The organism is Puniceibacterium antarcticum (genome assembly GCF_002760615.1).
Lineage (GTDB): Bacteria > Pseudomonadota > Alphaproteobacteria > Rhodobacterales > Rhodobacteraceae > Puniceibacterium > Puniceibacterium antarcticum.
On sequence record NZ_AWWI01000090.1, the window covers coordinates 1 to 17,587 of the forward strand.

Annotated in this window: 16 protein-coding genes and 1 riboswitch; of the genes, 11 read left to right on the plus strand and 5 right to left on the minus strand. The window is 62.9% G+C overall.

Annotated features, from left to right (window positions below; all coding sequences use genetic code 11):
- The 5 genes from lnt to P775_RS12550 all read left to right on the plus strand — a co-directional run.
- A partial coding sequence (lnt, locus tag P775_RS12530) for an apolipoprotein N-acyltransferase (protein WP_099911315.1) occupies positions 1-874 on the plus strand: 874 nt, incomplete at its 5' end.
- A gap of 39 nt (positions 875-913) precedes the next feature.
- A riboswitch (SAM-SAH riboswitch) is annotated at positions 914-961 on the plus strand.
- A gap of 6 nt (positions 962-967) precedes the next feature.
- The gene (gene metK, locus P775_RS12535) at positions 968-2,146 is read left to right on the plus strand and encodes a methionine adenosyltransferase (RefSeq protein ID WP_099911316.1); all 1,179 of its coding nucleotides are present in this window, start codon (positions 968-970) and stop codon (positions 2,144-2,146) included.
- A gap of 129 nt (positions 2,147-2,275) precedes the next feature.
- The gene (trmB, locus tag P775_RS12540; RefSeq protein ID WP_099911317.1) at positions 2,276-2,989 is read left to right on the plus strand and encodes a tRNA (guanine(46)-N(7))-methyltransferase TrmB; all 714 of its coding nucleotides are present in this window, start codon (positions 2,276-2,278) and stop codon (positions 2,987-2,989) included.
- Positions 2,990-3,187: 198 nt separating this feature from the next.
- Entirely contained in the window at positions 3,188-4,549 is a 1,362-nt protein-coding gene (aroA, locus tag P775_RS12545; protein WP_099911347.1) for a 3-phosphoshikimate 1-carboxyvinyltransferase, read from the plus strand.
- Positions 4,550-4,557: 8 nt separating this feature from the next.
- Positions 4,558-5,172 (plus strand): (d)CMP kinase, encoded by a 615-nt coding sequence (locus P775_RS12550; protein WP_099911318.1) that lies wholly within the window; start codon positions 4,558-4,560, stop codon positions 5,170-5,172.
- Positions 5,173-5,211: 39 nt separating this feature from the next.
- Here P775_RS12550 and P775_RS12555 read toward each other — a convergent pair whose 3' ends face one another.
- Positions 5,212-5,484: a MarR family transcriptional regulator gene (locus tag P775_RS12555; protein ID WP_245875673.1), complete on the minus strand. Its 273-nt coding sequence runs from the start codon at positions 5,482-5,484 to the stop codon at positions 5,212-5,214.
- A gap of 492 nt (positions 5,485-5,976) precedes the next feature.
- Positions 5,977-6,375, minus strand: a complete 399-nt coding sequence (locus P775_RS12560) for a hypothetical protein (protein WP_099911319.1) — start codon at positions 6,373-6,375, stop codon at positions 5,977-5,979.
- A gap of 699 nt (positions 6,376-7,074) precedes the next feature.
- Between P775_RS12560 and rpsA the strand changes: the two genes are divergently transcribed.
- The 4 genes from rpsA to P775_RS12580 all read left to right on the plus strand — a co-directional run bounded on the left by rpsA (position 7,075) and on the right by P775_RS12580 (position 10,496).
- On the plus strand, positions 7,075-8,754 hold the full coding sequence (rpsA, locus tag P775_RS12565) for a 30S ribosomal protein S1 (protein WP_281256082.1): 1,680 nt from the start codon (positions 7,075-7,077) through the stop codon (positions 8,752-8,754).
- 310 nt (positions 8,755-9,064) lie between these two features.
- Positions 9,065-9,346 carry an integration host factor subunit beta gene (ihfB, locus tag P775_RS12570; RefSeq protein ID WP_089269119.1) on the plus strand — a complete coding sequence of 94 codons (282 nt, stop codon included), beginning with the start codon at positions 9,065-9,067 and terminating at the stop codon, positions 9,344-9,346.
- A 4-nt stretch (positions 9,347-9,350) separates the two neighbouring features.
- On the plus strand, positions 9,351-9,701 hold the full coding sequence (locus P775_RS12575; RefSeq protein ID WP_099911321.1) for a LapA family protein: 351 nt from the start codon (positions 9,351-9,353) through the stop codon (positions 9,699-9,701).
- Positions 9,702-9,830: 129 nt separating this feature from the next.
- Positions 9,831-10,496, plus strand: a complete 666-nt coding sequence (locus P775_RS12580) for a phosphoribosylanthranilate isomerase (RefSeq protein WP_099911322.1) — start codon at positions 9,831-9,833, stop codon at positions 10,494-10,496.
- A gap of 19 nt (positions 10,497-10,515) precedes the next feature.
- Here the strand turns inward: P775_RS12580 and P775_RS12585 are convergent, their stop codons facing one another.
- Both P775_RS12585 and P775_RS12590 read right to left on the minus strand, forming a co-directional pair.
- Positions 10,516-11,571, minus strand: coding sequence for a quinone-dependent dihydroorotate dehydrogenase (locus P775_RS12585; RefSeq protein ID WP_099911323.1), 1,056 nt, complete (start codon positions 11,569-11,571; stop codon positions 10,516-10,518).
- Positions 11,568-11,909 carry a DUF952 domain-containing protein gene (locus tag P775_RS12590; protein WP_099911349.1) on the minus strand — a complete coding sequence of 114 codons (342 nt, stop codon included), beginning with the start codon at positions 11,907-11,909 and terminating at the stop codon, positions 11,568-11,570. The genes P775_RS12585 and P775_RS12590 overlap by 4 nt, the downstream gene beginning before the upstream one ends.
- Before the next feature lie 166 nt (positions 11,910-12,075).
- Between P775_RS12590 and P775_RS12595 the strand changes: the two genes are divergently transcribed.
- Complete coding sequence (locus P775_RS12595) at positions 12,076-13,635, plus strand: bifunctional metallophosphatase/5'-nucleotidase (protein WP_099911324.1); 1,560 nt, start codon at positions 12,076-12,078, stop codon at positions 13,633-13,635.
- Positions 13,636-14,005: 370 nt separating this feature from the next.
- Positions 14,006-15,199, plus strand: coding sequence for a class I SAM-dependent methyltransferase (locus tag P775_RS12600; protein WP_099911325.1), 1,194 nt, complete (start codon positions 14,006-14,008; stop codon positions 15,197-15,199).
- Between the two features lie 286 nt (positions 15,200-15,485).
- On the opposite strand, the gene P775_RS12605 is transcribed toward P775_RS12600, so the two are convergent.
- Positions 15,486-17,153 carry a hypothetical protein gene (locus P775_RS12605; protein WP_099911326.1) on the minus strand — a complete coding sequence of 556 codons (1,668 nt, stop codon included), beginning with the start codon at positions 17,151-17,153 and terminating at the stop codon, positions 15,486-15,488.
- Positions 17,154-17,587: the final 434 nt, after the last annotated feature.

Consider the following 17,587-nt stretch of genomic DNA (forward strand, 5'->3'; position numbering starts at 1 on the left):
GGACCTCACCGACCGCCCCGTGGTCCGGCTGGTACAGCCCAACGCCCCGCAAGAGGAAAAGTGGGACCGCACCAAGGCGCAGATGTTCTTTGACCGTCAGGTCGATTTCACTGCCGCCCCGCCAGCCCCCGACAGCCCCACACCCGCCCTGACCATCTGGCCCGAAACTTCACTGCCCATGCTGCTTGCCTATGCGGACGGTGCACTTTCCGTGATTTCGGATGCCGCCGGGCCAACCACCCCCGTCATCGTCGGTGTTCAGCGCGAAGAGGGCGGCGCCTATTACAACTCCCTTGTTGTGACCGGCCCGAATGGCGCGATCCGTCAGATCTATGACAAGCACCATCTTGTGCCCTTCGGCGAATACATGCCTTGGGCCAGCCTGTTCGCGCGCTTCAACATCCTTGGGCTTGCCTCGCGGGCTGAGGGTGGTTTCAGTTCCGGACCTGGTCCGGCCATTCTGGACCTCGGCCCGCTGGGCCGCGCCCTGCCGCTGATCTGTTACGAGGCGGTCTTCCCTCAGGATGTCCTCTCTGCCCCCGAACGGCCCGACATGCTGCTGCAGATCACCAATGATGCCTGGTTCGGCGAATGGTCCGGCCCCTATCAGCATCTGGCCCAGGCGCGCATCCGCGCCATCGAACAGGGCCTGCCGATGCTGCGCGCCGCCAACACCGGCGTCTCGGCGATGATCGACGGGGCCGGGCGCATTCTGGGCCAGATCCCGCTGGGGCAGGCGGGCTATCTTGACGCGGCTTTACCACCCGCGCTGGCCCCCACGCTCTACAGCCGCACCGGGGATCTGCCGGTTTTCCTGCTGCTCTGCCTCCTCTGCGTTAGCACTGTCTTAATCTACCTGTGCAAATCACGTTGACCGGCCTGAACTGGCGGCGTAGGTCCCGTCTTAATGTAATTCCCGTCACAACGGCTTCCTGGCGTGACGGCTGACCCCAACGGAGCACTCCCCATGACGCGTAAGTCCTATATTTTCACTTCCGAGTCCGTCTCGGAAGGTCATCCCGACAAGGTCTGTGACCGCATCTCGGATGCCATTCTCGACGCCTTCCTGGCCGAGGATCCTTTGGCCCGCGTCGCCTGCGAGACGTTTGCCACCACCAACCGCGTCGTCATCGGCGGCGAGGTGGGGCTGAACGATCAGGCCAAGCTGACCCAATACATGGCCGCCGTGCCCGATATCGCACGTGCCTGCATCAAGGACATCGGCTACGAGCAGGACAAGTTCCACCACGCCACCTGCGAAATCACCAACCTGCTGCACGAACAATCCGCGCATATCGCGCAGGGCGTCGTGGGCGGCGACCGTGACGAAGGCGCCGGGGATCAGGGCATCATGTTCGGCTATGCCACAAACGAAACCGATGCGCTGATGCCCGCACCGATCCAGTTTTCCCACGCGATCCTGCGGCGTCTGGCAGAGGTGCGCAAGAATGGCACCGAACCCCTGCTGCGCCCCGACGCCAAATCGCAGCTCTCCGTGCGTTACGAAAACGGTATACCGGTCGGCGTGACGCAGATCGTGCTGTCCACCCAGCATGCGGATGAACGCCAGACATCTGCGGATGTGCGCGCCATCGTCGAACCCTACATTCGCGAGGTCCTGCCGGATGGCTGGATCACCGATGAAACCGAATGGTGGGTCAACCCGACCGGCACCTTCGTCATCGGCGGCCCCGATGGGGATGCCGGCCTGACCGGGCGCAAGATCATCGTCGACACCTATGGCGGCGCGGCCCCGCATGGCGGCGGCGCGTTCTCCGGCAAGGATCCGACCAAGGTTGACCGCTCTGCCGCCTATGCCGCGCGCTATCTGGCCAAGAACGTCGTCGCGGCCGGCATGGCCGACCGCTGCACGATTCAGCTCTCCTATGCCATCGGCGTCTCGCGGCCCCTGTCGATCTATGCGGATCTGCACGGCACCGGCGCGCTGGACCCGGAACAGATCGAACGCGCAATCCCCAAGGTGATGGATCTGACGCCGCGCGGCATCCGCACCCATCTGGAACTGAACAAACCGATCTATGCCCGCACCGCCGCCTATGGCCATTTTGGCCGCGCGCCAGAGGCGGATGGCGGTTTCTCGTGGGAACGCACCGATCTGGCCGAGGCGCTGCAAAAAGCGATCTGACGCCGCCGTATCACGATCTCAAAAGGGGGCGTCGCACTGCGGCGCCCCTTTTTCATGCCCCAACCGACGCTGCGCGATCTTTGAACGGCGCGGTTGCGTGCGGCGCAAAGCGGCAGTAAACGCCTGCGCATGGACAACGGTAAACATCCCTCGGGCGCCCCGTGGCGCAATTTTTACGGCCGCTTCAAGGGCAAGACCCTGCGCCCGAATCAAGAAACCTATCTGGACGAGGATCTGGGCGTCCTGTCGCCCGGTCCGATCAGCTGGGAAGAAAACCCCGACCGCACCCCCGTCGATCTGAGATCGGTGTTCGGCGATGTGCCGATCTGGCTGGAAGTCGGCTTTGGCGGTGGTGAACATCTGGTGCATCAGGCCGCCACCAACCCGGGCACCGGTCTGGTGGGCTGCGAACCCTTCATCAACGGCGTGGCGATGCTGCTGGGCAAGGTGCGCAAGGCCGGGGTGGAAAACCTGCGGCTTTATCCCGGCGATGTGCGCAACCTGTTTGATGTCGTGCCCGACGGCACCTTCGACAAGGCCTTTCTGCTTTACCCCGATCCTTGGCCAAAAAAGCGCCACCACCGCAGGCGCTTCGTCACGCCGGAATTCCTTGACCCGCTGCACCGCGCGCTGAAACCAGGCGCCGAATTTCGGGTCGCAACTGATATCCCAGATTATGTCCGCCAGACGCTTCTGGAAGTGCCCCGCGCCGGTTTCGAGTGGCTTGCCGAAGGGCCGCAGGACTGGCGCACCCCTTGGGGTGACTGGACCCGCACCCGCTATGAACAAAAGGCCCTGCGCGAAGGGCGCGTGCCGCATTACATGACCTTCCGCCGACTTTAGGGCGTGTCGGCGGGTGAATTCCATTTAACGCGACACGCTCTAAGGCGGGAATGCTTTAGGGTGCTGCGCGCCCCCCCCCCGAACCACAGCTCCCTGACGCGGGGCTTGCATGCGCCTATATGGAAAGAGAAGGAGCCGGGGATGTGGACGCCGTCCCGGCGTGCTGGTATCAGGCGCCTGAAACACGGAGAGTTCAAGATGTCCGCACATGGCACGCCCATTCCGATGACCGCCCATCCCTCCGGCGCCCTGAGCGGCGAGGCGCATGTTCCCGGCGACAAGTCGATCTCGCACCGCTCGCTGATCCTTGGCGCAATGGCGGTGGGCCAGACCCATATCACCGGGCTGCTGGAAGGCCAGGATGTGATCGACACCGGCCGCGCCATGCGGGCCTTCGGGGCCGAGGTCACGGATCACGGTGCGGGTGTCTGGACGGTTCAGGGCGTCGGCGTCGGCGGATTTGCCGAACCGGATCAGGTGATCGACTGCGGCAATTCCGGCACCGGTGTGCGGCTGATCATGGGCGCAATGGCCACCTCGCCGATCGCGGCGACCTTCACCGGGGATGCCTCACTCAACAAACGGCCCATGGCGCGGATCACCGATCCGCTCGGGCTGTTCGGCGCGCAGTCCTATGGCCGCAGCGGCGGGCGTCTGCCGCTGACCATTCTGGGCGCGCGGGACCCCTTGCCGGTGCGCTACACGGTGCCGATGCCCTCGGCGCAGGTGAAATCCGCGGTGCTTCTGGCCGGGCTGAATGCGCCGGGCGAAACAGTGGTGATCGAGCGCGAGGCGACACGCGACCATTCCGAACGGATGCTGGCGGGCTTTGGTGCCACCATTTCCACAGAGCTCACCAATGAGGGCCGCGTGATCACCCTGCAGGGCCAGCCAGAGCTGAAGCCCCAGACCATCGTGGTGCCGCGCGACCCCAGCTCGGCCGCCTTTCCGGTCTGTGCCGCGCTGATCGTCGAAGGCTCGGATGTGCTCGTGCCCAATATCGGACTGAACCCGACGCGCGCGGGCCTCTTCACCACCCTGCGCGAGATGGGCGCCGATCTCAGCTATGAAAACTTGCGCGAAGAAGGCGGCGAACCTGTCGCCGATCTGCGCGCGCGCTTTTCCCCCAATATGCAGGGGATCGAGGTGCCGCCAGACCGTGCAGCCAGCATGATCGACGAATATCCGGTGTTGTCGGTGGTCGCCGCCTTTGCGACCGGTGACACTGTCATGCGCGGCGTGAAAGAGCTGCGGGTCAAGGAAAGCGATCGCATCGATGCCATGGCCACCGGCCTGCGCGCCAATGGCGTCGCAGTGCAGGAGGGCGCGGATTGGTGGATCGTGACCGGACACGGCATGGGCAACGTGACGGGGGGTGCCACGGTGCAAAGCCATCTGGACCACCGCATCGCCATGTCCTTCCTGATCCTCGGCATGGCGGCGCAAAAGCCTGTGTCAGTGGATGATGGCGGCCCGATCGCCACGTCCTTCCCGATTTTCGAGCCGCTGATGGCGGGCCTCGGCGCGCGGATCGTGCGGACAGCGCCGCAGCAGGGTTAGGATCGGGTATGGCCTTCACAATCGCAATCGACGGGCCGGCGGCCGCAGGCAAGGGCACAATCTCAAAGGCTGTGGCGCAGCATTTCGGCTTTGCCCATCTGGACACCGGGTTGCTTTACCGCGCGGTGGGGCGGCGGATGCTCGACGGCATCCCGGCGCTGGACGCGGCGCGCGCGCTGATGGCGCAGGATCTTGACGCTGATGATCTGCGCACACCCGACGTGGCGCAGGCAGCGTCCAAGGTCGCCGTCATGCCGCAGGTCCGCGCCGAACTGATTGATTTCCAGCGTGCCTTTGCCCGCCGCGCAGGCGGTGCCGTTCTGGACGGGCGTGACATCGGAACGGTGATCTGCCCCGAGGCAGAGGCCAAGCTGTTTGTCACCGCCAGTGCCGAGGTGCGCGCACAGCGCCGCTTTGACGAACTCTGCGCCGCCGGGGTCAAAACCGATTATGACCGCGTTCTGGCCGATGTGCGGGAACGTGACGCCCGTGATATGGGCCGGGCCGACGCCCCCCTGCGCCCCGCAGCGGATGCGGTCAGGATCGACACGTCTGGGCTCGATATCGCCGCTGCCGTGGCACAGGCGATCACGGCGGTCACCCTCGCGCAGGGCAAGGGCTGAGCAACGGCATCCTGCCGACGCAAAGGGAACCCAGGACCGCTACACGTCTTCAAGCCTGTATGTGCCATTTGGCAGGTCCTCTGCATGGCGCACAAATCCGCGGTTCACCAGTCGCTTGAGCGTGCGGTGAAACGTGGGCTGGGACATGTGTTGGACTGTCGGATGCACGCGCACCCGGTCCGTCGTGCCCAGCACGCCCCGCTTGGGGTCTTTGATGGCATTTGCATGGAAGGCCAGCAGGATATCGCGTTCGTTCCTGCTCAGCTCCATGAGGCCATGGTCCTGTTCCAGCGCATCCAGAAGATCACGCAAAACAGCTATTCTACTCAATGTACTCGTCAAAACACGCTTCCCGGACCAAACGGTGCCAAAGGAAAACGCTACCACGTAAAATGCTTTGAAAGAAGCTCTTTAAAGCATTTCAACTCTGCCTTGAAATTGGGAATATCGCCACCCGTCGCCAATTCCAGAATTGAGGTCGGGAATGGCATTTCAGCTTTGAGTTGAAATGTCTTAAGGCGTTTCCGGGCTGGACGCAGCAAAGGGTTGCGGCCTCTCCCTCTTGCAGAACGCAAAGCGACAGGTCTCATGACCTCGGGGCGACCCCTGGGTGCAGCAGAAGGGCCATCCGCTGACGTAAATAATTCACTCAGGGCGCCCCTGCCGGACAAAGCCGGGCGTTGTGTGAAACACAGGTATCCGTGCGATCAGCCGGTCGCACAGGCAAGTGGTGCAGGCATCCCTTGGCCTCCATCAGTCCCCGTCGCACCACCCTGCTGGTGGCCGCCCAAGGCTGCGCCCGTGTCAGGACGCCTTTGACGATGTGACCGAGTAGATCGAGATCGACCGCAGGAGCAGCTTGATGGCCAGATCCTTGGCGGAGCGCCTGTCGGGCAAGGCCTGTTCGGCTTTTCCACTCGACAGGCTCAACACCCCGGCGGAGTCGTCGCTGGACAGGGACGTTGCCGTCACCTCGTCGGACAGCGGCGCGCTGTTCCCTTGCCCAATGCTGTCTGACGCATCACACAGTCTCATATTCAACTGATCGAACAACAGATCCGATACCGACGGAATGTCTTCGATCTCGCGCAACTGTCTGCGCAACTCGCGATTTTTGCGCGCAACTTGCGGTGCCTGATACGTGGTTTGGAACTCTTTAACATTCAACTCGTCAACCGGGAGACTGCCTATCTTCCGTGACATTTCCTGACTTCCTTATTCCGAAACGACCCGTTCCTATAATGATAAATGTAATTTTAGGTTGTCCACTTATGGTTGCAACAGATTGTATGTATACACCCAGAGTGGCCGGTATAGAAAAGCACGTCTTTTGGCACGTATGTGGTTATTTTTCAGACTTTTATTCTTACTTGGCGTCAGGCGTTACAGCATAGTTTTATTATGTGTTAAACTGTCGCGGCTTAGCGTCAAAGGCGCAAATTCTTGGCGCCGGTCCTTCCCGATCTGGTGCAGCGGCGACCTTCCCTTACGTCACTTTCTCCGCCGCCTCCCGGACTGATTCGCGCCTCTCTTTCGCGCCAGGGGTTTTATCCGGTGCCATCGGCAGGACCGGACCTGCGCCCAGCCAATGACACTGTGCGATTGCCGCGTTCGTCTCGGCCAGGGCAGGGCGTGCTCAAAGGAATGGCCGACCCACGCAACACCCCCGCCGACATCGCAAAACACTTGATCCTGCGGCCCGCTCGGGCTATAGCGCCCCGGTCGACATGGCGAAGAAGGCCACAGAACCAGAACCACAGGCAGGGTCGGACCACCACCGGCCCTTTTGCGTTTTTGGGCTGCCAAAGACCAACCCGTTCCGCCCAAGGCGGACACCCCCCAAAGACCGGCGGAGACAACCGCGCGGCCAGAAAACTGAAGTAGATAGGATATCAGACCCGTATGTGCGCTAAAGCATCCATGGAGGAATTCGAAGCCCTTCTGAACGAAAGCTTCGAAATGGACACCCCGGACGAAGGTTCGGTTGTCAAAGGCAAGGTCATCGCAATCGAAGCGGGACAAGCCATCATCGACGTCGGCTACAAGATGGAAGGCCGTGTCGAACTCAAAGAATTCGCGAACCCCGGCGAACAGCCCGACATCGCAGTCGGCGACACCGTCGAAGTGTTCCTCCGCCAGGTGGAAAACTCGCGTGGCGAAGCTGTCATTTCCCGTGAAATGGCCCGCCGCGAAGAAGCCTGGGACCGCCTCGAAAAAGCTTACGCAGACGATGCCCGCGTCGAAGGCGCGATCTTCGGCCGCGTCAAGGGTGGCTTCACCGTCGATCTGGGCGGCGCTGTTGCGTTCCTGCCCGGCTCGCAGGTTGACGTTCGTCCCGTGCGTGATGCAGGCCCGCTCATGGGTCTCAAGCAGCCGTTCCAGATCCTCAAGATGGACCGTCGTCGGGGCAACATCGTTGTGTCGCGCCGTGCGATCCTCGAAGAAAGCCGCGCCGAGCAGCGCGCCGAAGTCATCGGCAACCTCACCGAAGGTCAGGCCGTGGACGGCGTCGTCAAGAACATCACCGAGTACGGCGCGTTTGTCGACCTGGGTGGCGTAGACGGCCTGCTGCACGTGACCGACATGGCATGGCGCCGTGTGAACCACCCGTCCGAGATCCTCTCGATCGGCGAGACGGTCAAGGTTCAGGTCATCAAGATCAACAAAGAGACACACCGCATCTCCCTCGGCATGAAGCAGCTGCAGGAAGATCCGTGGGATATGGTTGCCGGCAAGTACCCGCTGGAATCCACCCATGCGGGTCGCGTGACGAACATCACCGATTACGGCGCGTTTGTTGAGCTGGAGCCGGGCGTCGAAGGTCTGGTTCACGTCTCGGAAATGTCCTGGACCAAAAAGAACGTGCACCCGGGCAAGATCGTGTCCACCTCGCAAGAGGTTGAGGTCATGGTTCTGGAAATCGATCAGGCCAAGCGTCGCGTTTCGCTGGGTCTCAAGCAGACCATGCGCAATCCGTGGGAAGTGTTTGCAGAAACACACCCCGAGGGCACGCAGGTCGAAGGCGAAGTCAAGAACATCACCGAATTCGGTCTGTTCATCGGCCTCGACGGCGAGATCGACGGCATGGTTCACCTCTCGGACCTGTCCTGGGACGAACGTGGCGAAGACGCCATCCAGAACTACCGCAAGGGCGACATCGTTCAGGCGGTTGTCTCCGAGACCGACATCGAGAAAGAGCGTATCTCCCTCTCGATCAAGGCTCTGGGCGGCGACAAGTTCTCCGAAGCTGTTGGCGGCACCAAGCGCGGTTCGATTGTGACCGTTGCCGTGACGGCGATCGAAGATGGCGGCATCGAAGTGGAATACGAAGGCATGAAGTCCTTCATCCGCCGCTCCGATCTGTCGCGTGACCGTGCTGAACAGCGCCCCGAGCGTTTCTCGGTCGGCGACAAGGTTGACGTTCGCGTCACCAATGTCGACGCCAAGACCCGCCGTCTGGGCCTGTCGATCAAGGCACGTGAGATCGCAGAAGAGAAAGAAGCCGTCGAGCAGTTCGGATCGTCTGATTCGGGTGCGTCGCTGGGCGACATTCTCGGTGCGGCGCTCAAGCGCGACGAGTGATCCGACCCTTCGGTTCGATCTGAGATGGAAGGCCCCGGGTATCCCGGGGCCTTTTTCACATGCGCCACACGCCGAATCACAACCGCGTCAGCATAGCGCGCGGGGGCTGGGGCCGGGTTGGGGTCGGGTAGAGGGTGGGCCAGGACCGGGCAGTTTCTGTGCCAAATCCAGCTTATCGGGCCGGGCGGGCGGCAAAGCGATTGCAATTAATGGATTTTCCCTGCAGATCATGGTTCCGTTTCACGGACTTCACCGTATAGTTCACACAGACGAAAAGTGGCCGCAAAGCGCGCACAGGGGGACGTAGACCATGATCAGGTCTGAATTGATCCAGAAGATCGCCGACGACAATCCGCATTTGTACCAGCGGGATGTCGAACGGATCGTGAATACGATATTCGACGAAATCACCGACGCCATGTCCCGCGGGGACCGGGTCGAACTGCGCGGCTTTGGCGCGTTTTCGGTCAAGCAACGCGATGCCAGGGTGGGACGCAACCCGCGCACCGGGGAATCGGTCGAGGTTGAGGAAAAGCACGTGCCTTTCTTCAAGACCGGTAAGCTCTTGCGCGACCGACTGAACGGAAAGTGATCTGATGCGCTATATCCGCTATGCCTTTCTGGCCTGTCTGGCCATCATCCTCGTCTCGGTGGCTCTGGCCAACCGGGGTGCCGTGACGCTGCAGCTGCTGCCGGTGGATCTGTCGATCCTGCTGGGCATGCAGGAAACCCTGCAGCTGCCCCTGTTCATCGTGATCTTCGGCAGCATCGTCGCCGGTCTGCTGATCGGGTTCTTCTGGGAATGGATGCGAGAGTACAAGCAACGCGCCGAAGCGGCGCGCCGCCAGGCCGAGATCAAGCGGCTGGAGCGCGAACTGCGCCGCGTCAAGGGAGAGCGCGACAAGGGCAAGGACGAGGTTCTGGCCCTTCTGGATCAGGCGGGCTGACCCAGTCGCCATTCCTGAGAGTTTGCGCTGTTGCGGGGGCTCTGCCCCCGTCACCCCTGTCGGGGCGACTCCCCCGGGATATTTATGGGCAGATGAAACGGGGGTGCCCATGCCCCTTTAGGAGGCTTCGTGTCGGATATTCGGGTAAAGATCTGCGGGCTGACGCGCGTCGATGATGTGATCGCCGTGGCCGAGGCCGGTGCAGCCTATGCGGGTTTTGTGTTCTTTGCCAAATCGCCGCGTGCGGTCAGCGTGGCGCAGGCCCGTGTCCTGGCGGTAGAGGCACCTGTGGGCCTTGCCAAGGTGGCGCTTGTGGTCGACGCCGAAGATGCCTTTCTGGACGAAATAACCGCTGCCGTGCCGCTGGACATGCTGCAGCTGCATGGACACGAATCGCCCGAGCGCGTGGCCGAGATCAAGCGCCGCTATGGTCTGCCGGTGATGAAGGCGGTCGGGATTTCCGATGCGTCGGATGTGGATCAGCTGGATATCTACAGCAAGGTGGCCGACCAGTTGCTGGTCGATGCCAAACCGCCCAAAGACGCCGTTCTGCCCGGGGGCAACGGGCTGACCTTTGACTGGCGGCTGATCTCCGCCCGGCGCTGGCCGGTGCCCTGGATGCTGGCCGGCGGGCTGACGCCCGAAACCGTGGCCACGGCGATTGCAGTGACCGGCGTGCGGCAGGTGGATGTCTCGTCCGGTGTGGAATCCGCGCCGGGTGTCAAAGAGGCTGATCTGATCCGCGCCTTTCTCACCGCCGCGAAATCCGGGCGCGGGGCGGTGCCGCGTCTATAGGGTGCGGAGCGCCGCAGCACTACAGCCAGTCTTCGCGCCCGGTACCTATCGCGTCAGAGACATTGGCAAAGCCGTCCCGGGCCAGCAGCTGATCCAGCCCTGCGGCAATCTCTTGCACCAGCGACAGCCCGCCATAGACCAGCGCGGAGTAGAGTTGCACCGCCGAGGCGCCTGCGCGGATCTTGGCATAGGCCTGTTCGGCAGAGCCGATACCGCCGACGCCGATCAGCGGCAGTGCGCCACCGGTCAGCTGCGACAGGCGCGCCAGCACGCGGGTGGATTTTTCGAACAGCGGCTGGCCGGACAGGCCACCGGCCTCGGGCGCATGGGGCGAGCGCAGAGCGTCGCGCGCCAGCGTGGTGTTGGTGGCGATGATGCCCGCCACACCGCTGGCCAGCGCCACCTCGGCCACGTCATTCAGGCCCTCTGCATCCAGATCCGGCGCGATCTTCAGGAACACCGGGATCTGGTTTGCCAGACCGTCGCGCGCCACCATCACCCCTGCGAGCAGGGCGGCCAGCGCATCCTTGCCCTGCAGGTCGCGCAGGCGTTCGGTGTTGGGCGAGCTTACGTTGACCGTGGCGAAATCCAGATGCGCGCCGCACTGGGACAGCACGGTGGCAAAATCTGCTGCGCGGTCGGCGCTGTCCTTGTTCGCGCCAAGGTTCAGCCCGATCACCGCATCGCGGGGGCGGGTGGCAAGGCGGGCGCCAATCGCCGCCATCCCATCATTGTTGAAACCAAAGCGGTTGATCACCGCGCGGTCTTCGGTCAGGCGGAAGAGCCGCGGTTTGGGGTTGCCGGGTTGCGGGCGCGGGGTGGCGGCGCCGACCTCGATAAATCCGAAACCGGCGCGGGACAGACCCGACAGCGCCGTGGCATTCTTGTCGAAACCGGCGGCAAGGCCGATGGGATTGCTCAGCGGCAGGCCTGCAACCGTGGTGCGCAGCCGGTCCGAGGTGACCAGACCGGGGGCAGGGGCCAGACCCAGCCGCAGCGCCTGCAGGGCGAGGCCATGGGCGACCTCGGGGTCGAACCGGCGCAGCAGGGACAGGCCAAGGCGTTCGCCGATCATGTCAGCAGCCCGTCGAACTGGTGCACGCCACCGATCAGCGGCAGGTCCCGCGCCCAGAGCACATCTTCGGCGCGCAGGGGCCGGTAGAGATGCGGGAACAGCGCACCGCCGCGCGATTCCTCCCACCTCAGCGCGTCGCCCAGCGTGTCGGCGTCGAGCGCCAGCAGCTTGAGCCCGTCGGCGCCTGCAAAATGCTTGGCCGCCGTTTCGGCGACCTGAGCGGCGGCAGAGATGTGGATATAACCATCGGAAAGGTCGATGGGCGCGCCATCGCTGACGCCGTCGCGGACAAAAGCGGCATATTCGTCGGCGCGGAAAATCTTGTATATGGGTGTCATGCGGCCGGTTTGCCCCGCCTGTGCCTGTGCGTCAAGCATCCATGAGGGCGCAGGCGATGGCATGACTTTGCGTAGGCTTTGACACATGCGATTCTGCGTTGCACCATCCGGGCAGGATCCCCACCGGATAGCAAAATCCGATACACCGACAGAGAGGAAACCACCCATGTCCCTTCGCCTTTTGACCAGCGCGGCCGTGCTGGCCCTGACCGCAGGTGCCGCAAGCGCTGACTATTCCCTGACCATATTGCACACCAACGATTTTCACGCCCGGTTCGAACCGATCAGCAAATATGATTCGGGCTGCTCGGCCGAGGACAACACGGCGGGCGAATGTTTCGGCGGCTCGGCCCGCCTTGTGACCGCGATCGAAGCGGCGCGGGCGAAGAGTGACAATTCCATCCTTGTCGATGGCGGCGATCAGTTTCAGGGCACGCTGTTTTACACCTATTACAAGGGCAAGCTTGCCGCCGAGATGATGAACAAGGTCGGCTATGACGCGATGACCGTGGGCAACCACGAATTCGACGATGGCCCCGAGGTGCTGCGCGGCTTCATGGATGCGCTCGATTTCCCGATCCTGATGAGCAATGCCGATGTGTCGGGCGAACCGCTGCTGGCGGATGTGCTGATGAAATCCACGGTGATCGAAAAGGCGGGCGAAAAGATCGGCTTGATCGGCCTGACGCCACAGGACACCGATGAACTCGCCTCGCCCGGGCCGAACATCACCTTCAGCGATCCCTCTGCCGCCGTGCAGGGTGAGGTGGACAAGCTGACCGCCGAGGGGGTGAACAAGATCATCGTGCTGTCGCATTCTGGTCTCAAGGTTGACGAACTGGTTGCCGCGAACACCACCGGCGTTGATGTGATCGTCGGCGGCCATGACAATTCGCTGCTGTCCAACACGATCGAGGGGGCCAAGGGGCCGTATCCGATCATGGTGGGCGATACCGCCATCGTGCAGGCCTATGCCTATGGCAAATTCCTGGGCGAGCTGAACGTGACCTTTGACGATGAGGGCGTGATCAAAGAGGCGGTGGGCGAACCCGTGTTGCTGGATGGTGGCGTGAGCGAGGATCAGGTGACCAAAGACCGCATCACCGAAGCCGCGGCCCCGCTGGAAGAAATCCGCAACAAGGTTGTGGCGGAGGCCGCAGCGCCCATCGTGGGCGACCGCGATGTTTGCCGCACCAAGGAATGCTCGATGGGCAATCTGGTTGCGGATGCGATGCTGGACCGGGTCGCGGATCAGGGCATCCAGATCGCTCTCTCGAACTCGGGCGGGCTGCGTGCCTCCATCGACGAGGGTGAGGTGACGATGGGCGAGGTGCTGACCGTGCTGCCGTTCCAGAACACGCTTTCGACCTTTTTCGTCAGCGGCCAGTCCGTGCTCGATGCGCTGGAACACGGCGCGAGCCAGCTTGACGAAAGCGCCGGCCGCTTCCTGCAGGTTGCCGGGATGAGCTATAGCGTGGATGCCGCGGCCGAGGTGGGCAGCCGGATTTCCGACGTCATGGTCGCAGGCGCGCCGATTGATCCGGCCAAGGACTATGGCCTTGTGTCCAACAACTACGTGCGCAATGGCGGCGATGGCTTCAAGATGTTCCTGGATGCCAAAAACGCCTATGACTTCGGCCCCGACCTCGCCGACGTGACGGCGGAATACCTTGCCGCAAACGCGCCCTATGCGCCCTACACCGATGGCCGCATCACAATAAAATAAGCCAACCCGCAAAGCTGATAAAGACGGCGCGCCAGAAGACCCTGGCGCGCCGTCTTTATTCACCCCTTCATCTGCCCCTAAATATCCCGGGGGAGTCCGCCGCAGGCGGACGGGGGCAGAGCCCCCGAGTCTATCGTTTGCCGCGCAGGCGCGGCGGGGGCAGAGCCCCCGAGTCTATCGTTTGCCGCGCAGGCGCGGCGGGGGCAGAGCCCCCGAATCTATTGTTTGCCGCGCAGGCGCGGCGGGGGCAGAGCCCCAGACTCCGTGCACCCGCCGCCAGTGTGCCCTCGACGGCAGCGCCCCCGCGCCGCGTGGACATCCCGCGGAACCCATGCCAGATTGCGTCGGCACTCAGACGGGGGACCCGCGCATGGTTTCGGTGCAGGAACAGTACGACACCTATCCCTATCCGGAACGTGATCCGGCGGACGAGGCAAACCGGCTGATCACCGGATCGCCGTCACATCCGCTGGAAATCGACCATTTCCTGTTTCAGGGGCGGCGCGACTGGTCCCAACCCTTGCGCGTGCTGGTCGCCGGTGGCGGCACCGGTGACGGGCTCATCCAGCTTGCGCAGGTGCTGACCTCTGCCGGGCGGCCCTATCAGATCACCTATCTTGACCTCTCCACCTCGGCCCGCGCCGTCGCCGAAGCCCGGGCGGAGGCGCGCGGGCTGGTCGGCATCACCTTCCTCACCGGCTCGCTGCTTGACGCGCCGCACCATGGCAGCTTTGACTATATCGACTGCTGCGGCGTGCTGCATCACCTGCCGGACCCTGCCGCAGGGTTTGGGGCCCTGCGCGCCGCGCTCGCCCCCGGCGGCGGCATGGGCTTCATGGTCTATGCGCCCTATGGCCGCTCCGGCGTCTATCCTCTGCAAGAGGCGTTTGCCGATCTGCTGCAGGACATGCCGCCCAAGGACCGGCTCGCCGCCGCCCGTGATCTGGTCGCGGCCCTGCCCGACGGTCACCCGTTCCGCACCAACCCCAACCTCAGCGACCATCTGCAAAGCGATGCGGGCTTTTACGACCTCCTGCTGCATTCCCAGGACCGCGCCTTTGATGTCCCCGCGCTAGAATCTGTGCTGGATCAGACCGGCTGGCGGCTTCTGTCCTTTGCCACACCGGCGCTTTACGACCTTGCGCGGATCACCACAGTCCCCAAGGGAATGGCGCCGGTCACCGCCTGGGGCATCGCGGAAAAGCTGCGTGGCACGATCAAGATGCATGTGGTCTATGCGGTGCCGTATGAAGAGGATCGCACCGTCGCACGCGGGCGCGACCGCAACCTGATCCCGCATCTGCGGGGCGTGGCTCCGGTGGCGCTCGGGCGCGCCGTGGCGCAGGGCAAACCGGTGCCGGTGCGCATGGGGCAGGTCTCCACCACCCTCCGCCTGCCGCGCGGCCTCGGGCGTGCCCTGTCGGCGGTGGATGGCCACCGCACTCTGACGCAGATTTCGGCCCTGTCGGGTCTGGACCCGGTTGTCTTTGGCGCAGGCTGGTCACAGGTGGAACGCGAACTCTGCGACTGGGGGCTGATGCTCTATTCCCGCCTCGGTGTGTGACCCCGTTACGGACGCTGTGCCCGCATCCTGCCGGGGGGGAGGCCACCCTTCCGGGGGGCTCTAGAGCGTGTCGCGTTAAATGGAATTCTCCCACCGACCCGACCGCGTTTGCGAATGCTGCCTCGGGCCGGTGGGTGAATGCTTTGATCTTATCAAACGCGACACGCCCTAGGCGCAGCTGTTTCAGGCCGCCCTGAACGCGCGCGACACGCTCCGCTCGCCGCCTCTCCCCGTGGGGCGGAGGCTCCCTGCGATTTGGTTTGTTGCAGCCTAGGCTCGAAACGCCTTACCCTCGCAACCCTGTCGGCCCTGTGCCACGCGCGCGGCGCAGGGCGACCAGCGCCAAGAACGCACTGCAGATCAGGATCAGCGATGCGGGCAGGGGCACGACCGGCGGCGGCGGGTCTGTTTCGCCACCGGGTGGTTTTTTCGTCGGGGGCGTTGTTGGCCCGAACGGAGGAGGGGAGGGGAACGGCGATCCACCGCCACCGCCCGTTCTCCGGAACGTCTGTGATCCCCGGTTTGCGGGGGACGCACCGGCCAATCCCGGACCGCCCAGTGATGGCCCAAGTCCGCCCAGTTCAGGGACAAAGCCCGTCGCATCCGGGAACATGCTCATATCATCGCCCAGAATGCAGGGCCCGATCAGGAACGAACCGGGTTCCGGAATGCTGCTGCAGACCTGTATCTCGGCATCGCCAAGGCAGCCTTTGACGTCGTTCGGCTCTGACGGCACGTTGGAATTCGCAGCAAGGCTCAGCCGGGCCGATTGAATGCCATCGCTGAAATTGCTGTCGAATATCCCCGGGATATAGGCTCGCGCTACAGTTCCGTCCTCATTGAAGGACACAAAAATGTTGTTTGTCTGGGAAAAGAACCCATCCACCGCTTCCAGCTTGGCCAGATACAGCAGGCCGGGCGCATCGTTCATGCGGCAGGCGCGCAGCTCGGGCAGGGTGGCCAGCGGTGTCGTTGCGGGATCGGCCTTGAATGCAACCCGCACAGCGTTGCTCACCTCTTGCGGCGTTGTCGCGTCGCTGGCCAGCTCGTCCTTGCAGGCGTCAAGCGTGCTCATCTCCGGCGCGATCAGACTGTCAGTCACATGGTGCCACGTGTCACCTGACACGGCGGAAAGTCTGGGCGTTACACCCTTGCGGAATGCCGCATCCAGAAGCGCGGCCGCCTCGCCGGTGATCAGCAGGCTGTCAGTGCTGATTTCCATCATATCCCGCAGGTCCATCACCCTGTCCCCCAGGTCGAGGGAAATCGGCGCGTCCAGCGTGGGGCTGTATTTCATCTGGATCCGGAACGACGTCTCACCGGGCAGATCAAAGGCCACAACCTCTGCATCAGGCGCCAAAGGCACCTCCATGTCCCCAACAGGCGCCTCCGTGTCCTCCATCGACGTCTCGGACACCTCCATGTCCCCCAGCGGGGCTTCATCGGTTCCTTGAACATTCGCCGCCGTACCGTCGGACATGGGCGCCTCAGACATGGGCGCGCTTGGCCTTGGCACGCCGAACACCGAGGTGTCAAAGTCGGACAGGACGGTTTCGGGGAACGCCGACGGAGGAACATCAAAGTCCGGCATGGCTGCGTCTGCCGTGTTCGCTACGGGAATCTGATCCTCCAGAGGGCTGGAAAGATGCGCGGTGGAAATGGCTTGTATGGACGTGGCCGGGCTGCGCACGATCCGCTCGAAATCAAGCGCATCGCCGTCCGCACTGGTGTAAACGGAGTTTTCAATTTCGATTCGCCGGCTGATAACGCAGGATTTTGTGTCACGGGTTGTCACGATCGACGCGCCGTTTGGCAGGAAACGCTGTCGGAGCGGCACGCCAAGGTCCTGAGGCAGAAGGTCGAATCCGTCCATCACCGCCGCCTGCGCCGCAGACATCGGGGCAAACGGGACGAGCAACATCACAAGCAAAAACAAACTGGTTATCACACGCATCTTGTTAACTTCTCAAAACAATCAAACACACACCAACGCAGGCCGGAAATCGCCGAAAAAAACAGACGTTTCTGAATCATGCCGTAAATCTAATTCTATATGAAAACCGGTGTAATATATAGCAGGCGTTTGGACAAGCTGCTGCGTTTTAGCCACTTTTCCGTGATCATAACTTACTCCTCATTTGGGAATTATGAACGTCCTCAGGCGGTTTCAACGCGTTGTGGCTTCAGTTTCATTTTGCCGACGGGTCCGGAAACACTCCATCCTGCATCGAATCAGCAGTGCACATCCGCTGCGATGTGCCGCTTCCGCGCCCGGACAGGGGCGCGGCTGCAGACAGCGAATCCTGGCCCTACAAACCTTGGCTGTTTCAAATCCCTCAAAAGTGATGTATGCGCGACCAATCTGAGACGTGACGCCCGACTCCGGCG